Below are 17,574 nucleotides of genomic sequence, written 5' to 3'. Positions count from 1 at the left end.
CTCTGGGGAGGCGACCCACGGCGACCGAGGTGACCGAGGCGGTGACGGGCATGTGGTTCGACTCCGGGCGGGTCTGTCTGGACCTGCTGGCCACTGCGCGCGTCCCCGTACTCCCGCGGCGGCTCCTCGCTCAGCAGCGCCACCACCTCCGCGGCCCGCCGCGCGCCCAGCGCCCCGGCGCCGTCCAGCAGGGCCCGCGCCAGCCGCGGGTGCAGCCCCAGCCGGGCCATCCGCAGCCCGCGCGGGGTCGCCCGCCCGGCGCCGTCCACCGCGCCGACGGCCACCAGCACCTCCCGGGCGGCGGCCATCGCTCCGGCGGGCGGCGCGTCCAGCAGCGCCAGCCCGGCGGCGTCCGGGTCGCCCCAGCAGGCGGCCTGGAGCGCGAACTGCGCCAGGTCCGCGATCCGGATCTCGGGGGAGGGGAAGGCGGGCAGCCGCCCGTCCTCCGCCTCGGACCAGCAGCGGTACACCGTCCCCGGCGCCTCGCGTCCCGCCCGGCCCGCCCGCTGCCGGCCGGCCGCGCGGGAGGCCCGTACGGTCGCCAGCGCGCCCAGCCCCCGGGCGTGGTCCACCCGGGGCTCGCGGGCCAGCCCGGAGTCCACGACCACGCGGACGCCCGGCACGGTCAGGCTCGACTCCGCGACGGCGGTGGACAGGATCACCCGGCGGTGCGCCGAGGCGGTCAGCGCCGCGTCCTGCACCGCCGCCGGAGCCCGGCCGTGGACCTGGAGCACCTCCGCGTCCATGCCGGCCAGCTGCCCCGCGACCCGGGCGATCTCGCCGACGCCGGGCAGGAAGCACAGCACGTCGCCGGACCGTTCCGCCAGGGCCCGGCGCACCACCGAGGCCACGTGCGCGAGCTGCGCCGGATCCACCCGCATCCCGTGCGGCGGCCGCACCGGCCGGGCCGGCGGCGCCCACACCGTCTCCACCGGGTGCGCCACCCCGGCGGCCTCCACCACCGGCGCGTCCCCCAGCAGCCGGGCCCAGCCGGCCGCGTCGGTCGTCGCCGAAGCCGCCACCAGGCGCAGCTCCGGGCGCAGGGTCTCCCGTACGTCCAGCAGGAAGGCGGCGACGGTGTCGGCGTCCAGGTGCCGCTCGTGGCACTCGTCCAGGACCACCACGTCGACGCTGGCCAGCTCCTGGTCGCGCTGGAGGCGCTGGAGCAGCACCCCGGTGGTCACCACCTCCACGACCGTGTCCCGGCCCACGGCCCGCTCGCCGCGCACGGTGAAGCCCACCGCCCCGCCGACGGCCCCGCCCAGCAGCCACGCCATCCGCCGAGCCGCCGCCCGGGCGGCGATCCGGCGGGGCTCGGCGACCACGACCCGGCGCCGTGGCCCGCCGCCCACCAGGCCGGCCAGCACCAGCGGCACCAGCGTGGTCTTGCCGGTGCCGGGCGGCGCGCAGAGCACCGCGGTGCCGTGGGCGTCCAGCGCGGAGACGAGCGCGGGCACCGCCTCCCGTACGGGAAGGGCGTCGAGGGAGGCCTGGCGGATCAAGGGATCAGTCCCTCTCGCACACGAAGATCGCGGTGCCGGGGATCAGGTTGCCGCGCAGCGGGGACCAGCCGCCCCACTCCTGGGCGTTCCAGGCGGGCCACTCCGGCTCGACCAGGTCCACCAGGCGGAACCCGCCCGCGACCACGTCCCGGACCCGGTCGCCGAGGGTGCGGTGGTGCTCCACGTACACCGCGCGGCCCTGTTCGTCCTGCTCGACGTACGGCGTCCGGTCGAAGTAGGAGGCGGAGACCGAGAGCCCCTCGGGGCCCGGCTCGTCGGGGAACGCCCAGCGGAGCGGATGGGTGACGGAGAAGACCCAGCGGCCGCCGGGCCGCAGGACGCGGTGCACCTCCCGCATCACGTTCACCGGGTCGGCGACGAAGGGGACGGCCCCGTACGCGGAGCAGGCGAGGTCGAAGGAGCCGTCGCGGAAGGGCAGCCTCCCCGCGTCGGCCTCCACGAGCGGCACGTCGCCGCCGATGCGCAGGGCGTGCTGGAGCTGGCGGTGGGAGAGGTCCAGGGCGACCGGGCGGGCGCCCCGGGCGGCGAGCCAGCGCGAGCACTGCGCGGCGCCGGCGCCGATCTCCAGGACGTCCTTGCCCTTGAGGGAGGCGGCCGGGCCCAGCAGCGCGGCGTCCGCCTCGTCGAGGCCCTCGGGCCCCCAGACGAAGCGGTCGTCGCCCAGGAACGCGCCGTGCTCGCTCTGGTACTCGTCGGCGTTGCGGTCCCACCAGCCGCGGCTCGCGCGGCTGCTCTCCGCCTCGCCCGCGTCACGCCGCGTGGCCTCGGCGTCCTCCTCGGCGGCGCCGGCCGTCCCGGGCGCGTCTTCGGGGGCGTAGTCCTCTTGGTTCATGGGGCCCGTCGTCGTAGTCTGCGTATGGCTGGAAGATGCGGCTGGCGGGAAGTTTGCGGATCGCTCATCGCCGCGTCACCGCCCACGAATTGCGCCGGTTATGCGGTGATCTGCCCGCGGTGTGCGCCTTCGCGCATTGACCCTGTCCGGCTGCCCCCGTATGCTACAAGTTGCGCTGCGAGCCTGTGCTCCTCAGACCTAGCAGGCTGCGCTTGCTTCTGTTGATGTCCCCTCGGTTTTCGAGGCCCTACCGCTCCAGCGGATTCGGGGCTTCCTTGGCTGTCCGGCTTCGGCAGATGCCGATAAGGGCTCCCGGCGTAGCAGTACCTACGACTTTCTGTCCGTAACCGGAGCCCTTTCCCACATGACGAGCAGCACCGAGACCACCGCCACCACCCCTCCGCAGGTAGCGGTCAACGACATCGGCGACGCGGACGCGTTCCTCGCGGCGATCGACGAGACGATCAAGTACTTCAACGACGGCGACATCGTCGACGGCGTCATCGTCAAGGTGGACCGGGACGAGGTTCTCCTCGACATCGGTTACAAGACGGAAGGCGTGATCCCGAGCCGCGAGCTCTCGATCAAGCACGACGTCGACCCGAACGAGGTCGTCAAGGTCGGCGACGAGATCGAGGCCCTGGTTCTCCAGAAGGAGGACAAGGAAGGCCGCCTGATCCTGTCCAAGAAGCGCGCTCAGTACGAGCGTGCCTGGGGCACGATCGAGAAGATCAAGGAAGAAGACGGCATCGTCACCGGTACCGTCATCGAGGTCGTCAAGGGTGGTCTCATCCTCGACATCGGCCTCCGCGGCTTCCTGCCGGCCTCCCTCGTCGAGATGCGCCGCGTCCGCGACCTCCAGCCCTACGTGGGCAAGGAGCTCGAGGCGAAGATCATCGAGCTGGACAAGAACCGCAACAACGTGGTCCTGTCCCGCCGCGCCTGGCTCGAGCAGACCCAGTCCGAGGTTCGCCAGACGTTCCTCACCACCCTGCAGAAGGGTCAGGTCCGCTCCGGCGTCGTCTCCTCGATCGTCAACTTCGGTGCCTTCGTGGACCTGGGCGGCGTCGACGGTCTCGTGCACGTCTCCGAGCTTTCCTGGAAGCACATCGACCACCCGTCCGAGGTCGTCGAGGTCGGTCAGGAAGTCACCGTCGAGGTCCTCGACGTGGACATGGACCGCGAGCGCGTCTCCCTGTCGCTGAAGGCGACGCAGGAGGACCCGTGGCAGCAGTTCGCCCGGACCCACCAGATCGGCCAGGTCGTCCCGGGTAAGGTCACCAAGCTGGTTCCGTTCGGTGCGTTCGTCCGCGTGGACGAGGGCATCGAGGGTCTGGTCCACATCTCCGAGCTGGCCGAGCGCCACGTGGAGATCCCGGAGCAGGTCGTCCAGGTCAACGACGAGATCTTCGTCAAGGTCATCGACATCGACCTCGAGCGTCGCCGGATCTCGCTGTCCCTGAAGCAGGCCAACGAGTCCTTCGGTGCCGACCCGGCGTCGGTCGAGTTCGACCCGACCCTGTACGGCATGGCCGCGTCCTACGACGACCAGGGCAACTACATCTACCCCGAGGGCTTCGACCCCGAGACCAACGACTGGCTCGAGGGCTACGAGACCCAGCGCGAGACGTGGGAGCGCCAGTACGCCGAGGCGCAGGTCCGCTTCGAGCAGCACCAGGCGCAGGTCATCAAGAGCCGCGAGGCCGACGAGGCCGCTGCCGCCGAGGGCGCTGCCGCCCCGGCCGCCGGTGGCAACGCCGGTGCGGGCGTCTCGGGTGGCGGTTCGTACTCCTCCGAGGGTGCGGACGAGACCTCCGGCGCCCTGGCGTCGGACGAGGCCCTGGCCGCGCTCCGCGAGAAGCTGGCCGGCGGCCAGAGCTGATCGCAGCGCATCGCACTCCGGTGTGAGCTGAGCTGAGCAGAACGACGAGGCCCGTCCCCTTCGGGGGGCGGGCCTCGTCGCGTTGCGTTTCTGTGAATGCGGCCAACCGGGGAATGGGGGCGCGACCTTGGACGTTCTGTGCAGAGAACACGGCGCGAGGGAGGAGTGGTGACGGTGCTTGATCCACAGGGTCTGTACGAATGGGATGCCAAGGGTCTGGCGGTGGCAGACCTGGCGCTCGCCCAGGACTCGGCCGGACTGGTCATGCTCTACCACTTCGAGGGGTACATCGACGCGGGCGAGACCGGCGAGCAGATCGTCGAACGGCTCCTGGACACCCTGCCCCACCAGGTGGTGGCCCGCTTCGACGCGGACCGGCTGGTGGACTACCGGGCGCGCCGCCCCCTGCTGACCTTCCAGCGCGACCACTGGACCGAGTTCGAGGAGCCCCGCCTGGAGGTGCGCCTCGTCCAGGACGCCACCGGCGCGCCCTTCCTGCTGCTCTCCGGCCCCGAGCCGGACGTGGAGTGGGAGCGCTTCGCCGTGGCCGTCCGGCAGATCGTGGAGCGGCTCGGGGTCCGGCTCTCGGTCAACTTCCACGGCATCCCGATGGGCGTGCCGCACACCCGGCCCGTCGGCATCACCCCGCACGGCAACCGCACCGACCTGATGCCCGGCCACCGCAGCCCCTTCGACGAGGCCCAGGTACCGGGCAGCGCGGAGTCGCTGGTCGAGTTCCGCCTCGCCCAGGCCGGGCACGACGTCCTCGGCGTCGCCGCACACGTACCGCACTACGTCGCCCGCTCCCCGTACCCCGACGCGGCCCTGACCGTGCTGGAGGCGATCACGGCCGCCACCGGGCTCGTCCTGCCGGCCGTCGCGCACGCCCTGCGCACCGAGGCGCACCGGACCCAGACGGAGATCGACCGGCAGATCCGCGAGGGCGACGAGGAACTCGTCAGCCTGGTCCAGGGACTGGAGCACCAGTACGACGCCGCGGCCGGGGCCGAGACCCGGGGCAACATGATCGCCGAAGCGGCCGAGATCCCCTCCGCGGACGAGATCGGCCGGGAGTTCGAGCGGTTCCTGGCGGAGCGCGAGGGCGAGGCGTAGCACGCTGCCCGACGCCGGCCGCTGTTCCCCGGCGGCGCGGCACCGCCTAGGGTGCTGACCATGCTGAAAGTGGGCCTGACGGGCGGAATCGGAGCCGGCAAGAGCGAGGTCTCGCGGCTGCTGGCGCAGTACGGGGCGGTCGTCGTGGACGCCGACCGGATCGCGCGGGAGGTCGTGGAGCCGGGCACGCCCGGGCTCGCGGCCGTGGTGGAGGCCTTCGGGGAGTCCGTGCTCACGGCCGACGGCCGCCTGGACCGCCCCGGTCTGGGTGCCGTCGTCTTCGCCGACCCGGCGAAGCTCCGGATCCTGAACGCCATCGTGCACCCGCTCGTGGGGGCCCGGTCCGCCGAGCTGGAGCGGGCGGCGGGGCCCGACGCGATCGTGGTGCACGACGTACCCCTCCTGGCGGAGAACGGGCTCGCGCCGCTGTACGACCTGGTCGTGGTCGTGGACGCGGCCCCCGGCACCCAGCTGGCCCGGCTGACCGCGCTGCGCGGGATGGCCGAGGAGGAGGCGCGGGCCCGGATGGCCGCCCAGGCCACGCGGGAGCAGCGGCTGGCGGTGGCCACCCTCGTGATCGACAACGACGGGCCGCTGGAGGCGCTGGAACCGCAGGTGCGCAAGGTGTGGGAAGAGCTCACCGAGCGGGCCGCGCGGAGCGCCGCCGAGGGCGCCGGGCCCGCGGAATAGGGGGAGCGGCGGGGTGCGTTGAACGCGCCCGTAGAGGGAAGGAAAGACACCGTGTCCGATACCACGCCCCCGCCGCCGTCCACCGGACCCGGATCCGGACCCGGGGAATCGTCCGGAGCCGGATCATCCGGTTCTGTGAGTCCCGAAACGCACGTCATCGACTACCGGGCCGCCGAGCAGCTGCTGGCCGCCCGGGACCCGCGCGGCGCGGTCCGGCTGCTCGACTCCGTCATAGCCGCCCACCCCGAGAACACCGCGGCCCGCCTCCTGCGCGCCCGCGCCTTCTTCGCGGCGGCCCAGCTGCGGCCCGCACAGCTGGAGTTCGAGCTGGTGCTGGAGCGGGAGCCGGACAACGCCTTCGCCCACTTCGCGCTCGCCCGCACCCACGAGCGGTCGGGGCGCCCGGAACAGGCCCGGCGCCACTTCCGGCTCGCCGCCGCCCTCGATCCGCAGCCCGAGTACCTGGAGGCGGCCCGCTTCGAGCGCTGAGCCGGCGCCCGGAAGGGGGACGCCGGCGGTTCAGCGGCTGCGCGGGGGTTCGTACGGGGGGACGTCCGGGCCCGGCTGGTAGTGGGGGCCCTGGTGCATGTGCCGGACGACGACGGCCAGGTCGACGGCCGCCACCAGCGCGAGCGCCGCGCAGGCGGCCGCCCACCCGGTGCGGGCGGCCAGCGAGAACGCGGCCGCCCCGCCGGCGGCCCAGACCAGCCCCCACAGGCTCAGCCAGAACCGCAGCCGCAGCGGACTGCGGGCGGTCACCGGCTCGTTTCCGGTACGCATGGCCATCACCTCGCCCTGGGTGGAAGCCTTGCTTCCATGGTCCCACGCGGGGTGGGGCGGGTCAGGGGTTGAGCTTGTCCACCGCCGTCGTGGTCGTCTTCCTGAAGGCGGGCACGGGCGCGTCGGGCAGGTTGCCCATCTGCCCCCACTTCACGACGGTCACGGTGGAGCCGTCGCGCCCGATCCCGTACAGGTGCACGCCCGGCTCCGAGTCCGGGACGGAGGCGCCGACCCCGTAGACGTGGGCGCCCTCTTCGACGGCCAGCCTGCCGTAGTCCTGCCAGGAGGCCGTCCCGCCCGGGTTCGCGCGCAGCCAGTCGGCGGCGCAGGCGGCCACCTTGCGCTCCAGAGCGGCCGCGAGCCTGGCCGCGGCGGCGTCCGAGGCGGCCCGTACGGAGATCTGCACGGCGCCCGTGTCCAACTCCGTACCGAAGGTCCGGTGCCAGCTGCCGCCCGCCGGCAGGACCCCGTCCAGGCAGAAGGGCGCGTTCTCGGGCAGCCCCCTGGTGACCTTGCCCGGGTACCAGGGGGAGGAGGGGTGCGGCGGCAGGTCGGCGCCGGCCAGGAACCCGGGTGCGGTGGCCGCCGTGGCGGTGGCCGGGGCGGTGAGGACGAGGGCTGCGGCCGCCGCGAGGACGGTGGTGGCGAGGGCCGGGGCGCTGGAACGTCGGAACACGGAGTCTCCCCCTGCGGGATGCGGTCGGGACGGTTCGGGACGCGGCCGGGGTACGACCGCCCGGAGAGCCTTCCCCGGCACGGGCCGCCGCCTGCGGTTCGGGACGGAACCGTGACACGGGGCATCCCCCGGCCGGGCCGGCGCCCACGGAGGGGGCCCGTATGCGCAGGTCAGCGGGGGTTGTCAGTGGGCGCGCCTAGACTCGGCTGGAGTGGATCCGCCATGACCGGGCGGAGCCGAGCAGCAGGGAGGGGGACCCGTGACCGCGCAGCCGCCGCCGCAGCCGTCGTCGCCGCGCCATGCCGCGGTGTTCCTCCCCGCCGCCGTACCCCGGGAGGGGCGGGTGGCCTTCTGGTGCCCCGAGGGCGGCCCGCTGCCCGAGACGGGGACCCCGTACCCGCTCAAGGTGGTCCGGCCGCACGGCGACGGCGTCCGCACCCGTGAGGTGCCCGCGGTGGCGCTGTCCGTGGCCGCCGCCCTGCCGGTGCTGGTGCGGGCGGCCCGCAGCCCCGCCGCCCACCCCGCGGCCCGCGCCTGGGGCACCGCCGCCACGCAGGCGCTCTCCCTCGCCGCCCGGGGCCGTCTGCTGCCCGGGCTCACCGCCGACGGTGTCGACGCCTGGCGCGCCGGGCCGCTGGACGCCGAGGACGTGGGGTACCTGCGCGCCGTCGCCGCCGCCCTGCCGTACGAGGCGTACGCCACCCCGCTCGCCGGCCGCCGCCCGCTCGCGCTGCCCGAACCGGAGGCCCTGGTGCGGGCCTTCCTCGACGCCGTCGCCGACGTGCTGCCCCGGACGCCCGCCGCGCCGTACGCCGCCGGCCGGCCCTTCGCCGCGCTGGAGCCGCAGCGGGTGCCCGGCATACAGGAGTGGGCCGCTCAGGTCGCGGCCGGCGCCGACGCGGGGGTGGGGATCTCGCTGCGGCTCGACCTGTCCTCCTTCCGCCTGTTCGACGAGGCCGAGCCCGAGGAGGTCCGCCGCGCCGGAGCCGCCGTGGTCCAGGTCCACAGCCTCGCCGACCCCACCCTGGTCACCGACGCGGCGCAGCTGTGGGCCGGGGCGGCGGCCGCCGGATTCGGCCCGCGCGCCCGGATCGACGCCGTGCTCGCGCTGCGCCGGGCCGCCCGGGTCTGGCCCCCGCTGCTGCGCCTGCTCGACCAGCCGGTGCCGGACGCCCTCGCGCTGTCCGACCCGGAGCTGGAGGACCTGCTGGGCATCGCCGCGACGCGGCTGGCGGCGGCCGGGGTGGTGGTGCACTGGCCGCGCGAGCTGGCCCGTACGCTCACCGCGACCGCCGTCGTACGGCCGGCCGCGCCCGGCTCCGCCACCGACGGCACCGCCTTCTTCGACGCGGCCGCCCTCTTCTCCTTCTCCTGGGAACTGGCCCTGGGCGGAGACCGGCTCACCCCGGGCGAGATGGACGCCCTCGCGCAGGCCCACCGGCCCGTCGTGCGGCTGCGGGACCAGTGGGTGCGGGTCGATCCCGCGCTCGTGCGCAAGGCGCGCAAGCGGGAGCTGGGACTGCTGGACCCGGTGGACGCGCTCGCCACGGTACTGACCGGCACGGCCGAGGTGGCGGGAGAGACGGTACCGGCGGTCCCCGTGGGGGCGCTGGCCGCGCTGCGGGACCGCCTGACCGGGGACCTGGCCCCGGTGCCGGCGCCCGCCGGCCTGAAGGCGACCCTGCGGGACTACCAGCTGCGGGGGCTGGCCTGGCTGGACCTGATGACCTCGCTGGGGCTGGGCGGCTGCCTCGCCGACGACATGGGACTGGGCAAGACGGTCACCCTGATCGCCCTGCACCTGCACCGGGACCGGCCCGAGCCCACCCTCGTCGTCTGCCCGGCGTCCCTGCTGGGCAACTGGCAGCGCGAGATCGAGAAGTTCGCCCCCGGCACCCCCGTACGCCGTTTCCACGGCGCGGGCCGCAGCCTGGACGGCCTGGCCGGCGGCTTCGTCCTCACCACGTACGGGACGATGCGGGCCGCGGCCGCCCGGCTGGCCGAGCAGGACTGGGGCATGGTCGTCGCGGACGAGGCCCAGCACGTGAAGAACCCGCACTCGGCGACGGCGAAGGCGCTGCGCACCATCCCGGCCCCGGCCCGCGTGGCCCTCACCGGAACCCCCGTCGAGAACAACCTCTCCGAACTGTGGGCGCTGCTCGACTGGACGACCCCGGGGCTGCTGGGCCCGCTCACCGCCTTCCGGGCCCGCCACGCCCGCCCGGTGGAGCACCAGCAGGAGGAGGACGGCGGGAACGAGGCGGCGGTGGCCCGGCTGGCCGCCCTGGTCCGGCCGTTCCTGCTGCGCCGCAAGAAGTCCGACCCCGGCATCGCCCCCGAGCTGCCCCCGAAGACGGAGACGGACCATCCGGTGTCCCTGACCCGCGAGCAGGTCTCCCTCTACCAGGCCGCGGTGGACGAGGCGATGGCCGTGATCGAGGCGAGCGAGGGCATCGAGCGCCGCGGCATGATCATGAAGCTGCTGGCCTCGCTCAAGCAGATCTGCAACCACCCCGCGCAGTACCTGAAGGAACCCGTCCCGCAGGAGCACGGCCGGAGCGGGCACGGCCCGCGGGGGGCCGAGCCGCGCATCGCGCACCGCTCGGGCAAACTCGCCCTGCTGGACGAGCTGCTGGACACGATCCTCGCGGAAGACGGCTCGGTCCTGGTCTTCACCCAGTACGTGACCATGGCCCGGATCCTGGAACAGCACCTCACCGCCCGCGGCATCCCCTGCCAACTCCTGCACGGAGGCACCCCCGTGCCCCGCCGCGAGGAACTCGTCGACCGCTTCCAGTCCGGTGAGGTGCCCGTCTTCCTGCTGTCCCTCAAGGCCGCCGGTACCGGCCTCAACCTCACCCGCGCGGGCCATGTCGTGCACTACGACCGCTGGTGGAACCCCGCCGTCGAGGAGCAGGCCACCGACCGCGCCTACCGCATCGGCCAGACCCAGCCGGTCCAGGTGCACCGCATCATCGCCGAAGGCACCGTCGAGGACCGCATCGCCGAACTGCTGGAGGCCAAGCGGGCCCTGGCCGACGCGGTCCTCGGCTCCGGTGAGTCGGCGCTGACCGAGCTGACCGACCGCGAGCTGGCCGATCTCGTCTCCCTGCGGAGGCCGGCGTGATCACCGCGCGGGACGACCGCCGCCGCACCTTCGAGACCGTTCCCCCGGGGGTGGAGGCCGCGACGTGGTGGGGCCGGGCCTGGGTGGCCGCCCTGGAGGCGCGCGCGCAGGACGCGGCCCGCCTCCAGCGCGGGCACGCGTACGCCGCCGAGGGCCATGTCGAGGCGGTCACGGTCACCCCGGGCCGGATCGTGGCCTACGTCCGCGGCAGCCGGGCCCGCCCCTACCGCACGGAACTGTCCCTGGGCGCCTTCGCCGACGCCGAGTGGTCCGCACTGCTGGAGACGGTGGCCGCGGACCCCTCGGCCCTCGCAGCCCTGCTGGAGCGGGAGGTTCCGCAGTCCCTCGCGCAGACCGTGCTGCCCGGCGCGGGTGAGCTCGTCCCGCGCTGCTCCTGCCCGGACACCGGCCGCCCGCCCTGCAAGCACGCCGCGGCCCTCTGCTACCGGGCGGCCCGGCTCCTCGACGCCGACCCGTTCGTCCTGCTGCTCCTGCGCGGCCGCGGCGAGCGCGAGCTCCTCGACGACCTGGCCCGGCGCAACGCCGCCCACGCGGCGCGCGAACAGCCCGACGCCGCGCCGGACTTCCCCGGCACCCCGGCCCGCGCGGCGCTCGCCCGCACGGGCCCGCCGCCGCTGCCGGCACCGCTCACCGCACCCGCCGCCGCCGGCCTGCCCCCCGCCTACCCCGCCGATCCGGCCGCGCCGGACCCGCTGGCCCTGGACCAGCTCGCCACCGACGCGGCCGCCCGCGCCCTGGCCCTGCTCGCGACCGGCGAGGACCCCCTCGCCGGGCTCACCCTCTGGCAGGACGCCGTCCGGCTGGCCTCCGGGCACCCCACCTCGGGCCTCACCGGCTCCGCCCGCACCCTCTACCGCGACCTGGCCCGGGCCACCGGCCGCAGCACCACGGACCTGGCCCGCGCCGCCGCGGCCTGGCGCCAGGGCGGCCTGCCCGCGCTCGTCGTCCTCGACGAGCTCTGGGACCCCCCGGCCGGCCCCTTCGACCGGGCCCGCCCCGCCCTGCTCGCCGCCGGCCAGGGCTCCTTCCGCCCCGAGCACAACCGCCTCACCGCCCGCACCCGCCAGCTGCGCCTGAGCCGCGAGGGCCTCTGGTACGCCTACGAGTCCCGCCCGGACGCCGCCGACTGGTGGCCCACCGGCACCCCGTCACCCGACCCGGTCACCGCCCTGCTGCGCTGATCCCGCCCGCCCAGGCGGCCAGGGTGGCGAAGTCCCGCTCGCGCAGCCCGTGGCGGGGGTGGATGCGCAGCAGGAGGCTCGGAGCCGGGTGGTGCGCGGCGACCCAGGCCCGGTCCTGCGCGGTGATCATGTCGTCGACCCAGGCGAACGGCCGGCCGGCCGCCCAGGCGAGGATCGGGCGGGTCTTCCAGAAGAGGCCGTCCGGGTCCCGGGCGAAGAGCTCCGGCCACTCCACCACCGGGAGATCGGCGGGGAGCCCGATGTGCGGGGCGATCAGGGTGTTGGCCTCGTGCGTCCAGGCCGTGGCCCAGGCGAGGTCGTAGGGCAGGGCCCGCAGCCGGGCGCCGTGGGCGGGATGCAGGCGCACCCGGACGCCGCGCCTCGCCCGGCGGGACCGCGGGTCGCGGTAGGAGAGCCAGACCTCCGGCCGCATCCGGTGGCTCGTATAGCCGCGCAGACCGGCGAGGCGGGACCGGAAGGGGTTGAGCGGGCCGTCCACGTCGAGCAGGAGGAGCGGTCGTTCCGTCATGACGTAGGCACTACCCAGTACACGATGGAGTGAAATGCCTATCGGCTCTATAACCCGAATGGGTTTACCGCGTTGTCTCCGGTGCGGGCGCGATGCCCTTGAACCCTCCGGAAGGCAGGAAAACTGATGCGTCACAGTCGTCGGAACGGCTTGATCGCGGCGATGGTCGCCGGTGGCGGACTGGCGGTCGCGGGGGTGGGCGGCCTCGCGCACGCCGACGCCGACGCGGCCGGGCAGGCCGAGCGCTCCCCGGGGCTGCTCTCCGGGAACCTGGTGCAGCTGCCCGTGCACACCCCGGTGAACGTGTGCGGGAACACCGTGAACGTGGTCGGCCTCCTCAACCCCGCCGCCGGCAACGGCTGTACGAACGCCGCGCCTGAGGCGGGGAAGCCGGACCCGCGGCCCTCCCATCCCTCGAAACCGGGGTCCGGCCACGGGGGAGGGGCGACAGCCGGGGGAAGCGCGCAGGGCTCCCCCGGCCTGCTGTCCGGCAACGGGATCCAGCTTCCCGTCGATCTCCCGCTGAACGTCAGCGGGAACTCGGTCAACGTCGTCGGCGTCGGCAACGGCACCCACGGGAACACCTCCGTGAACGGCGAGACCCCGACCGGCGGGAAGCCGGCCCAGCCGCCCGCCGTCCAGCCGCCCGCCGCCCAGCCGCCCGTCGCCCCGCGGCCCGCGACCCCTCCGGCACCGCCCGCCTCCTCCCACCAGGGGCAGGCTCCGGCGGCCCTGGCCCACACCGGTTCCGACGGCCTCGGCTACCTGGTGCCCGGCGGCGGTGCCCTGCTGCTCGGCGGAGCGCTCCTCTACCGCCGCTTCCGCCTCAACTGAGGGGCCCCGCGCGCCAGCCGTCCAGGATCGCGTCGATCCGCGCCGCCAGCCGGGCCCGCGCCGCGAACCGGGGCACCCCCGCCATCAGCAGCGCGTCGTACTCGGTGTCGGTGTGCCGCACCGCGGCCCGTACCGCCACCGACACCGCCTGCTCGTCGAGCGCCCGGCCGGCGGCGGTACGCCCGACCCGGCCGCTGCCGCGCACCGAGGCGTGGGCGGCGATCGCCTGGGCGCGGTCGGCCGGGCATCCGGGGAACAGCCGCCGTATCTCCGCGGCGAACGCCGCGGTGAACCGGACGTCCTCGGCCGCGCGGCGCAGCCGGTCCCGCTCCCGGCGGCGGGCCCGGGCATCGGCGTCGGCGAGGCAGGCGCGCTCGGCGCGGACCAGCGCGGCGTCCTCCACCAGCAGCCCCTGGCGCTCGTAGCGGCGGCGGCCGCGGTGCCGGCGCACCACGACGGCGTGCAGCGAACTGGCCTCGCGCGCCCGGCGCGTGAGCGCCGCGTCGCCGCGCGGCAGGTAGACGAGATGGCCGAGGTCGGCGCAGTCCAGGCAGCGGGGCACCCCGGACTCGCGGACGAGGTGCCGCAGCGGCCCCCGCCGGCACGCGGCGCAGTGGATCGGCTTCTGTACCTCGAAGACGACGAGACTCATGGGGTGGGGATACCGCCCGCCGAGCCCCTTATCACCTCGCGGGGCAAGGTCGTTGGTCTTTCATAAAATCCGACTGAATGTCATGAGGTCCGTCTACCGTGAGCCCCTGGCGAGGAGGAGCACATGGGGGGACGACAGGCGACGGCACGCCGCACGAGAGCGGCGGTGCCCTCGGGCCTCACCGGCCGGGAGGTCGTCATAGCACCTGGTGAGTGCACGGGATGGCACTACCACCACGTGCCGCTCATGGCGGTGGTCAAGTCCGGGACCCTGACCAGGTTCCTGCCCGACGGCACCGTCGAGGTGCATCCGGCGGGGGCCACCTTCGTCGAGCCGGCGGGTGTCCGGAACACGCACGCCGGCCGCAACCTCGGCTCCCGGCCCGTCGTCCTCCAGGTGACCTGCGCGCTCGCCGACGACGACCCGTGGTCGGTCCCCGCGCCGGCCCCGCCGGGCGCCGCGCCCTGCCTCTGCCCGGCGGCCGGCGCCCACGGCTGACAATGGTCCGGTGAAGCTCGAAGCGATCACCTGGCAGCGGATGGCCGAGCGGCTCGCCGGCCGCCTCGACGGCTCCCCGGCCCCCGCCGGGCAGGCGGCCTGGCAGCGCGTCGGCATCGACGGGGCGCCCGCCGCCGGAACCGGCATCCTCGCGGAGGAACTCGCCGGCGCGCTGCGCCTGCGCGGCCGGTCGGTGCTCGTGGTACCGGTCGGCGGCTTCCTGCGGCCGGCCTCGCTCCGCTACGAGTTCGGGCGCGAGGACGTGGACGCGTACCTCGGCGGCTGGTACGACACCGGAGCCCTGTGGCGGGAGGTGTTCGGCCCGACGGATCCCGGCGGCAGCGGGCGGGTCCTGCCCGACCTGTGGGACCCGGTGACCGACCGGGCCACCCGCAGCCCCTACGCCGAACTCCCGCCGGGCGGTGTGCTGATCGTGCACGGGCCGCTGCTGCTGGGGCACTGGTTCCCCTTCGACCTCAGCGTGCACATCAGCCTCTCCGCCGGTGCGCTGTCCCGCCGGACGGAGGAGTCCGAGCGGTGGACGCTGCCCGCGTTCGCCCGCTACGCGCGGGAGACGGACCCGGAGTCGGCCGCCGACGTGCTGGTCCGCGCCGACGACCCGCGGCACCCGGCATGGACGGGACTCCGGGACACCTAGGGGGTTTCCGCCCAGTCCCGCCTGCCTTGCGGGCGGTCGGCGCTACTGTGCGGACACCCCTAGGCCCGCGCCGCGACGCTCACCGGGCGGGGCCTACGGGCGGCCGCCCATGCGGGTCACCGCGCCGGCCGCCGCGCGGCAGCCCGCGCGGGCCGACTCCGCCGGGGTGGCCCCCGACAGGCGGGCCGAGAGGAAGCCGCCGGTGAAGGCGTCCCCGGCGCCCGTGGTGTCCACCGCCTCGGCCGGCTCCGCCTCGACCTCGGCGGTGATCCGGCCGCCCTCCGCGACGAGCGCTCCGCCGGTGCCCCGGGTGACCACCACCAGCGGCACCCGCCGGCTCAGCTCCTCGGCCGCCCGGGCCGTTCCGGCCGGCCCCCGCACCCCGGCCAGCAGCCGGGCCTCGTCCTCGTTCGGCAGCAGTACGCCGGCCCCCGCCACCGCCTCCAGGAACCGCTCCGGCCCCAGCTCGGCCAGGAACCCCGCCGAGGCGGGGTCCACGCTGACGGGCACCCCCCGCGCCCGGGCGGCCCGCAGCGCGACCAGGGCCAGCTCCCGGCTGCTGTCCGAGAAGAACAGGTAGCCCGACAGGTGCAGGTGCCCGGCACCGTCCAGCAGCGCCGGCACCCAGTCGGCCGGGCACAGCCGCAGCGAGGCCCCGCTGTCGGTGAGGAACGTGCGCTGCGCGTCCTCGCCGACCAGCGCCACCACCGTCCCCGTCGGCTCCGCCGGATCCACCACCAGCCGGGGCCGCACCCCCGCTTCGACCAGCGCCCGCTCGTGCCAGCGGGCCGACTCCGCACCCACCCGCGCGAGGAGGCGTACCTCCGCCGTACCCGTACGGGCCGCCCAGCAGGCCGCGTTGGCCCCTGCGCCGCCCGGGAGGGTGCGGATGCGGGCGGCGGTGTCGGTGGCCGGGGCCAGGGGTTCGCGGTGCACCGCCACCACGTCCGTCACCACGTCGCCGACCACCAGCAGCGCCCCCGGTGCGGACACCGCCCCCGTCATGCCCGGGCCGCCCAGGCCCGGGCGATGCGGGCGCCGAGCCGCACGTTGCCCCGTACCGCCGCCAGGTTCGCCTCCAGCGAGGCACCGCCGGTCGCGCGGACCAGGAACGCCAGCAGGAACGGCGTCACCGCCTGCCCCGTGATGCCCCGCTCCCGGCACTCGGCCAGGGCCTCGGCCAGCACCGCGTCGTGCAGCGCCGGATCCAGCTGATCCGCCTCCGCCACCGGATGGGCCACCAGCAGCGCCGACTCCGGTCCGCCCACGGCGTCCTGGGCGGCCATCACCGCAGCCACCTCCTCCGGCTCCTCCACCGTCCAGTCCACCGGCTCGCCGGAGTCGGCCAGGTAGAACCCGGGGAAGCGCTGCGTGCGGTAGCCGACCACACCGACGCCCAGCGTCTCCAGCCGCTGGAGCGTGGCCGGTACGTCCAGGATCGACTTGACCCCCGCGCACACGACCGTGATCCGGGTCCGGGCGAGCAGCGATAGGTCCGCCGACTCGTCCTGCGAGCGCGTCCACTCCCGGTGCACGCCGCCCAGCCCGCCCGTGGCGAACACCCGCAGCCCCGCCCGCGCGGCCAGCGACGCCGTCGCCGACACCGTCGTCGCGCCGGTCGCGCCCGCCGCGACGGCGGGAGCGAGGTCCCGGTGGCCCAGTTTGCGCACGCCCACGCCCGCCGCGATCCGCTCCAGCGCGGCCTTGTCGAGCCCCACCCGGGCCACGCCGTCCAGCACGGCCACGGTCGCCGGGACCGCGCCCTCTGCCCGGACCAGGGCCTCCAGTTCGAGACCCACCTCCAGATTGCGCGGGCGCGGCAGGCCGTGCGCGATGATCGTCGACTCCAGGGCGACGACGGGCCGGCGCGCGGCGAGCGCCTCGCGCACCTCGTCCGACAGGACCGGTCCACCGGACGGGGATGCAGTTGCTCCGTGCTGTGACATGTCCCCATCCCTGGCACGGGATCCGCGCCCCCAAACACCCCGGTCCCGCTCCGGCGCGAACCTGTCCGAGTAGCGTTCCCGCATCGGCCACCCGGGGCTTCGACGACGAACTCGATTCCGCCAGCCCGTGCTCGGTGCGCGCCCCCCTGGGGCGCGCGCGGTCGACGGAGTGACGCGTCGGACGCGCCCGTGCTGGACGCTCTGGTCACCCCGCGGGGCCGGTGGGCGGCCCTAGGGTGACGGATCATGAGCACCAGTGACCGCGGCCCCGCCGCCCCCGGCTCCTTCGCCGTGCCCGTCGCCGACCTCCCCGACTCCGAGCTGGAGGCCGAGGACCTCGACCCCGCACAGATCGTCTCCGGCGCCCCGGTCGTGACGGGCAAGGTGCTGTGGGAGTCGCCGGACGGCTCGCAGATCCGGGGGATCTGGCAGATCACCCCCGGGGTGGTCACCGACACCGAGGCCGACGAGCTGTTCGTGGTGGTCAGCGGCCGCGCCACCATCGAGGTCGAGGGCGGGGAGACGCTGGAGGTGGGCCCCGGCTCCGCCTGCGTGCTCCGGGAGGGCGACCGGACCACCTGGACGGTCCACGAGACGCTGCGCAAGGCCTACCACATCAACTGCTGACCCCG

The 17,574-nt window shown here is 75.3% G+C and carries 18 protein-coding genes; 10 read left to right on the top strand and 8 right to left on the bottom strand.

The genetic code is table 11. From position 1 onward, the window contains the following. Together AB0D45_RS27230 and AB0D45_RS27225 are read right to left on the bottom strand one after the other, a co-directional pair. The coding region (locus tag AB0D45_RS27230; protein WP_362463733.1) for a DEAD/DEAH box helicase at positions 1-1,502 on the bottom strand (1,502 nt) is incomplete at its 3' end. Between the two features lie 4 nt (positions 1,503-1,506). Further along, positions 1,507-2,355 carry a class I SAM-dependent methyltransferase gene (locus AB0D45_RS27225; protein WP_361603132.1) on the bottom strand — a complete coding sequence of 283 codons (849 nt, stop codon included), beginning with the start codon at positions 2,353-2,355 and terminating at the stop codon, positions 1,507-1,509. A gap of 364 nt (positions 2,356-2,719) precedes the next feature. Here AB0D45_RS27225 and rpsA point away from each other — a divergent pair, with 364 nt between their 5' ends. The 4 genes from rpsA to AB0D45_RS27205 all read left to right on the top strand — a co-directional run bounded on the left by rpsA (position 2,720) and on the right by AB0D45_RS27205 (position 6,529). Further along, the gene (rpsA, locus tag AB0D45_RS27220) at positions 2,720-4,237 is read left to right on the top strand and encodes a 30S ribosomal protein S1 (RefSeq protein WP_361603129.1); all 1,518 of its coding nucleotides are present in this window, start codon (positions 2,720-2,722) and stop codon (positions 4,235-4,237) included. Positions 4,238-4,411: 174 nt separating this feature from the next. Next, positions 4,412-5,350, top strand: coding sequence for a PAC2 family protein (locus AB0D45_RS27215; protein ID WP_362463729.1), 939 nt, complete (start codon positions 4,412-4,414; stop codon positions 5,348-5,350). A 60-nt stretch (positions 5,351-5,410) separates the two neighbouring features. Further along, on the top strand, positions 5,411-6,040 hold the full coding sequence (coaE, locus tag AB0D45_RS27210) for a dephospho-CoA kinase (protein ID WP_362463727.1): 630 nt from the start codon (positions 5,411-5,413) through the stop codon (positions 6,038-6,040). A gap of 135 nt (positions 6,041-6,175) precedes the next feature. Next, complete coding sequence (locus AB0D45_RS27205; protein ID WP_361603121.1) at positions 6,176-6,529, top strand: tetratricopeptide repeat protein; 354 nt, start codon at positions 6,176-6,178, stop codon at positions 6,527-6,529. A 30-nt stretch (positions 6,530-6,559) separates the two neighbouring features. On the opposite strand, the gene AB0D45_RS27200 is transcribed toward AB0D45_RS27205, so the two are convergent. Both AB0D45_RS27200 and AB0D45_RS27195 read right to left on the bottom strand, forming a co-directional pair. After that, positions 6,560-6,820 carry a DUF6343 family protein gene (locus AB0D45_RS27200; RefSeq protein WP_362463724.1) on the bottom strand — a complete coding sequence of 87 codons (261 nt, stop codon included), beginning with the start codon at positions 6,818-6,820 and terminating at the stop codon, positions 6,560-6,562. Between the two features lie 61 nt (positions 6,821-6,881). Continuing rightward, on the bottom strand, positions 6,882-7,496 hold the full coding sequence (locus AB0D45_RS27195; RefSeq protein WP_362463722.1) for a hypothetical protein: 615 nt from the start codon (positions 7,494-7,496) through the stop codon (positions 6,882-6,884). 259 nt (positions 7,497-7,755) lie between these two features. On the opposite strand from AB0D45_RS27195, the gene AB0D45_RS27190 reads away from it, so the two are divergent. Both AB0D45_RS27190 and AB0D45_RS27185 read left to right on the top strand, forming a co-directional pair. Further along, entirely contained in the window at positions 7,756-10,623 is a 2,868-nt protein-coding gene (locus AB0D45_RS27190; protein ID WP_362463719.1) for a DEAD/DEAH box helicase, read from the top strand. Next, on the top strand, positions 10,620-11,825 hold the full coding sequence (locus AB0D45_RS27185; RefSeq protein WP_362463717.1) for an SWIM zinc finger family protein: 1,206 nt from the start codon (positions 10,620-10,622) through the stop codon (positions 11,823-11,825). Before AB0D45_RS27190 ends, AB0D45_RS27185 begins: the two co-directional genes overlap by 4 nt. On the opposite strand, the gene AB0D45_RS27180 is transcribed toward AB0D45_RS27185, so the two are convergent. Then, on the bottom strand, positions 11,806-12,354 hold the full coding sequence (locus tag AB0D45_RS27180) for a hypothetical protein (RefSeq protein ID WP_361603106.1): 549 nt from the start codon (positions 12,352-12,354) through the stop codon (positions 11,806-11,808). The genes AB0D45_RS27185 and AB0D45_RS27180 overlap by 20 nt on opposite strands. A 126-nt stretch (positions 12,355-12,480) precedes the next feature. Between AB0D45_RS27180 and AB0D45_RS27175 the strand changes: the two genes are divergently transcribed. Then, entirely contained in the window at positions 12,481-13,188 is a 708-nt protein-coding gene (locus AB0D45_RS27175) for a chaplin (protein WP_362463714.1), read from the top strand. Here AB0D45_RS27175 and AB0D45_RS27170 read toward each other — a convergent pair. After that, positions 13,181-13,840 (bottom strand): DUF2293 domain-containing protein, encoded by a 660-nt coding sequence (locus tag AB0D45_RS27170; RefSeq protein WP_362463711.1) that lies wholly within the window; start codon positions 13,838-13,840, stop codon positions 13,181-13,183. The genes AB0D45_RS27175 and AB0D45_RS27170 overlap by 8 nt on opposite strands. Positions 13,841-13,963: 123 nt before the next feature. Here AB0D45_RS27170 and AB0D45_RS27165 point away from each other — a divergent pair, with 123 nt between their 5' ends. Together AB0D45_RS27165 and AB0D45_RS27160 are read left to right on the top strand one after the other, a co-directional pair. After that, positions 13,964-14,338, top strand: coding sequence for a cupin domain-containing protein (locus AB0D45_RS27165; protein WP_361603097.1), 375 nt, complete (start codon positions 13,964-13,966; stop codon positions 14,336-14,338). Between the two features lie 10 nt (positions 14,339-14,348). Then, complete coding sequence (locus tag AB0D45_RS27160) at positions 14,349-14,996, top strand: uridine kinase (protein WP_362463708.1); 648 nt, start codon at positions 14,349-14,351, stop codon at positions 14,994-14,996. Between the two features lie 93 nt (positions 14,997-15,089). Here AB0D45_RS27160 and AB0D45_RS27155 read toward each other — a convergent pair whose 3' ends face one another. Further along, positions 15,090-16,001 (bottom strand): PfkB family carbohydrate kinase, encoded by a 912-nt coding sequence (locus AB0D45_RS27155; protein ID WP_362463706.1) that lies wholly within the window; start codon positions 15,999-16,001, stop codon positions 15,090-15,092. After that, positions 15,998-16,942 (bottom strand): pseudouridine-5'-phosphate glycosidase, encoded by a 945-nt coding sequence (locus AB0D45_RS27150; RefSeq protein ID WP_361603088.1) that lies wholly within the window; start codon positions 16,940-16,942, stop codon positions 15,998-16,000. Before AB0D45_RS27150 ends, AB0D45_RS27155 begins: the two co-directional genes overlap by 4 nt. Positions 16,943-17,188: 246 nt before the next feature. Between AB0D45_RS27150 and AB0D45_RS27145 the strand changes: the two genes are divergently transcribed. Continuing rightward, positions 17,189-17,569 carry a cupin domain-containing protein gene (locus AB0D45_RS27145; RefSeq protein ID WP_362463702.1) on the top strand — a complete coding sequence of 127 codons (381 nt, stop codon included), beginning with the start codon at positions 17,189-17,191 and terminating at the stop codon, positions 17,567-17,569. The last annotated feature ends 5 nt before the right edge of the window (positions 17,570-17,574 follow it).

Source organism: Streptomyces sp. NPDC048352 (genome assembly GCF_040651895.1).
Lineage (GTDB): Bacteria > Actinomycetota > Actinomycetes > Streptomycetales > Streptomycetaceae > Streptomyces.
Note: the sequence above shows the minus strand (reverse complement) of the source record. Positions and strands in the feature narration are given on the sequence as shown.

Coding starts and splice junctions, on each gene's coding strand:
- rpsA (WP_361603129.1), top strand. CDS start 2,720: ATGACGAGCAGCACCGAGACCACCGCCACCACCCCTCCGCAGGTAGCG.
- AB0D45_RS27155 (WP_362463706.1), bottom strand. CDS start 16,001: ATGACGGGGGCGGTGTCCGCACCGGGGGCGCTGCTGGTGGTCGGCGAC.
- AB0D45_RS27180 (WP_361603106.1), bottom strand. CDS start 12,354: ATGACGGAACGACCGCTCCTCCTGCTCGACGTGGACGGCCCGCTCAAC.
- AB0D45_RS27145 (WP_362463702.1), top strand. CDS start 17,189: ATGAGCACCAGTGACCGCGGCCCCGCCGCCCCCGGCTCCTTCGCCGTG.
- AB0D45_RS27150 (WP_361603088.1), bottom strand. CDS start 16,942: ATGTCACAGCACGGAGCAACTGCATCCCCGTCCGGTGGACCGGTCCTG.
- AB0D45_RS27225 (WP_361603132.1), bottom strand. CDS start 2,355: ATGAACCAAGAGGACTACGCCCCCGAAGACGCGCCCGGGACGGCCGGC.
- AB0D45_RS27175 (WP_362463714.1), top strand. CDS start 12,481: ATGCGTCACAGTCGTCGGAACGGCTTGATCGCGGCGATGGTCGCCGGT.
- AB0D45_RS27165 (WP_361603097.1), top strand. CDS start 13,964: ATGGGGGGACGACAGGCGACGGCACGCCGCACGAGAGCGGCGGTGCCC.
- coaE (WP_362463727.1), top strand. CDS start 5,411: ATGCTGAAAGTGGGCCTGACGGGCGGAATCGGAGCCGGCAAGAGCGAG.
- AB0D45_RS27170 (WP_362463711.1), bottom strand. CDS start 13,840: ATGAGTCTCGTCGTCTTCGAGGTACAGAAGCCGATCCACTGCGCCGCG.
- AB0D45_RS27200 (WP_362463724.1), bottom strand. CDS start 6,820: ATGCGTACCGGAAACGAGCCGGTGACCGCCCGCAGTCCGCTGCGGCTG.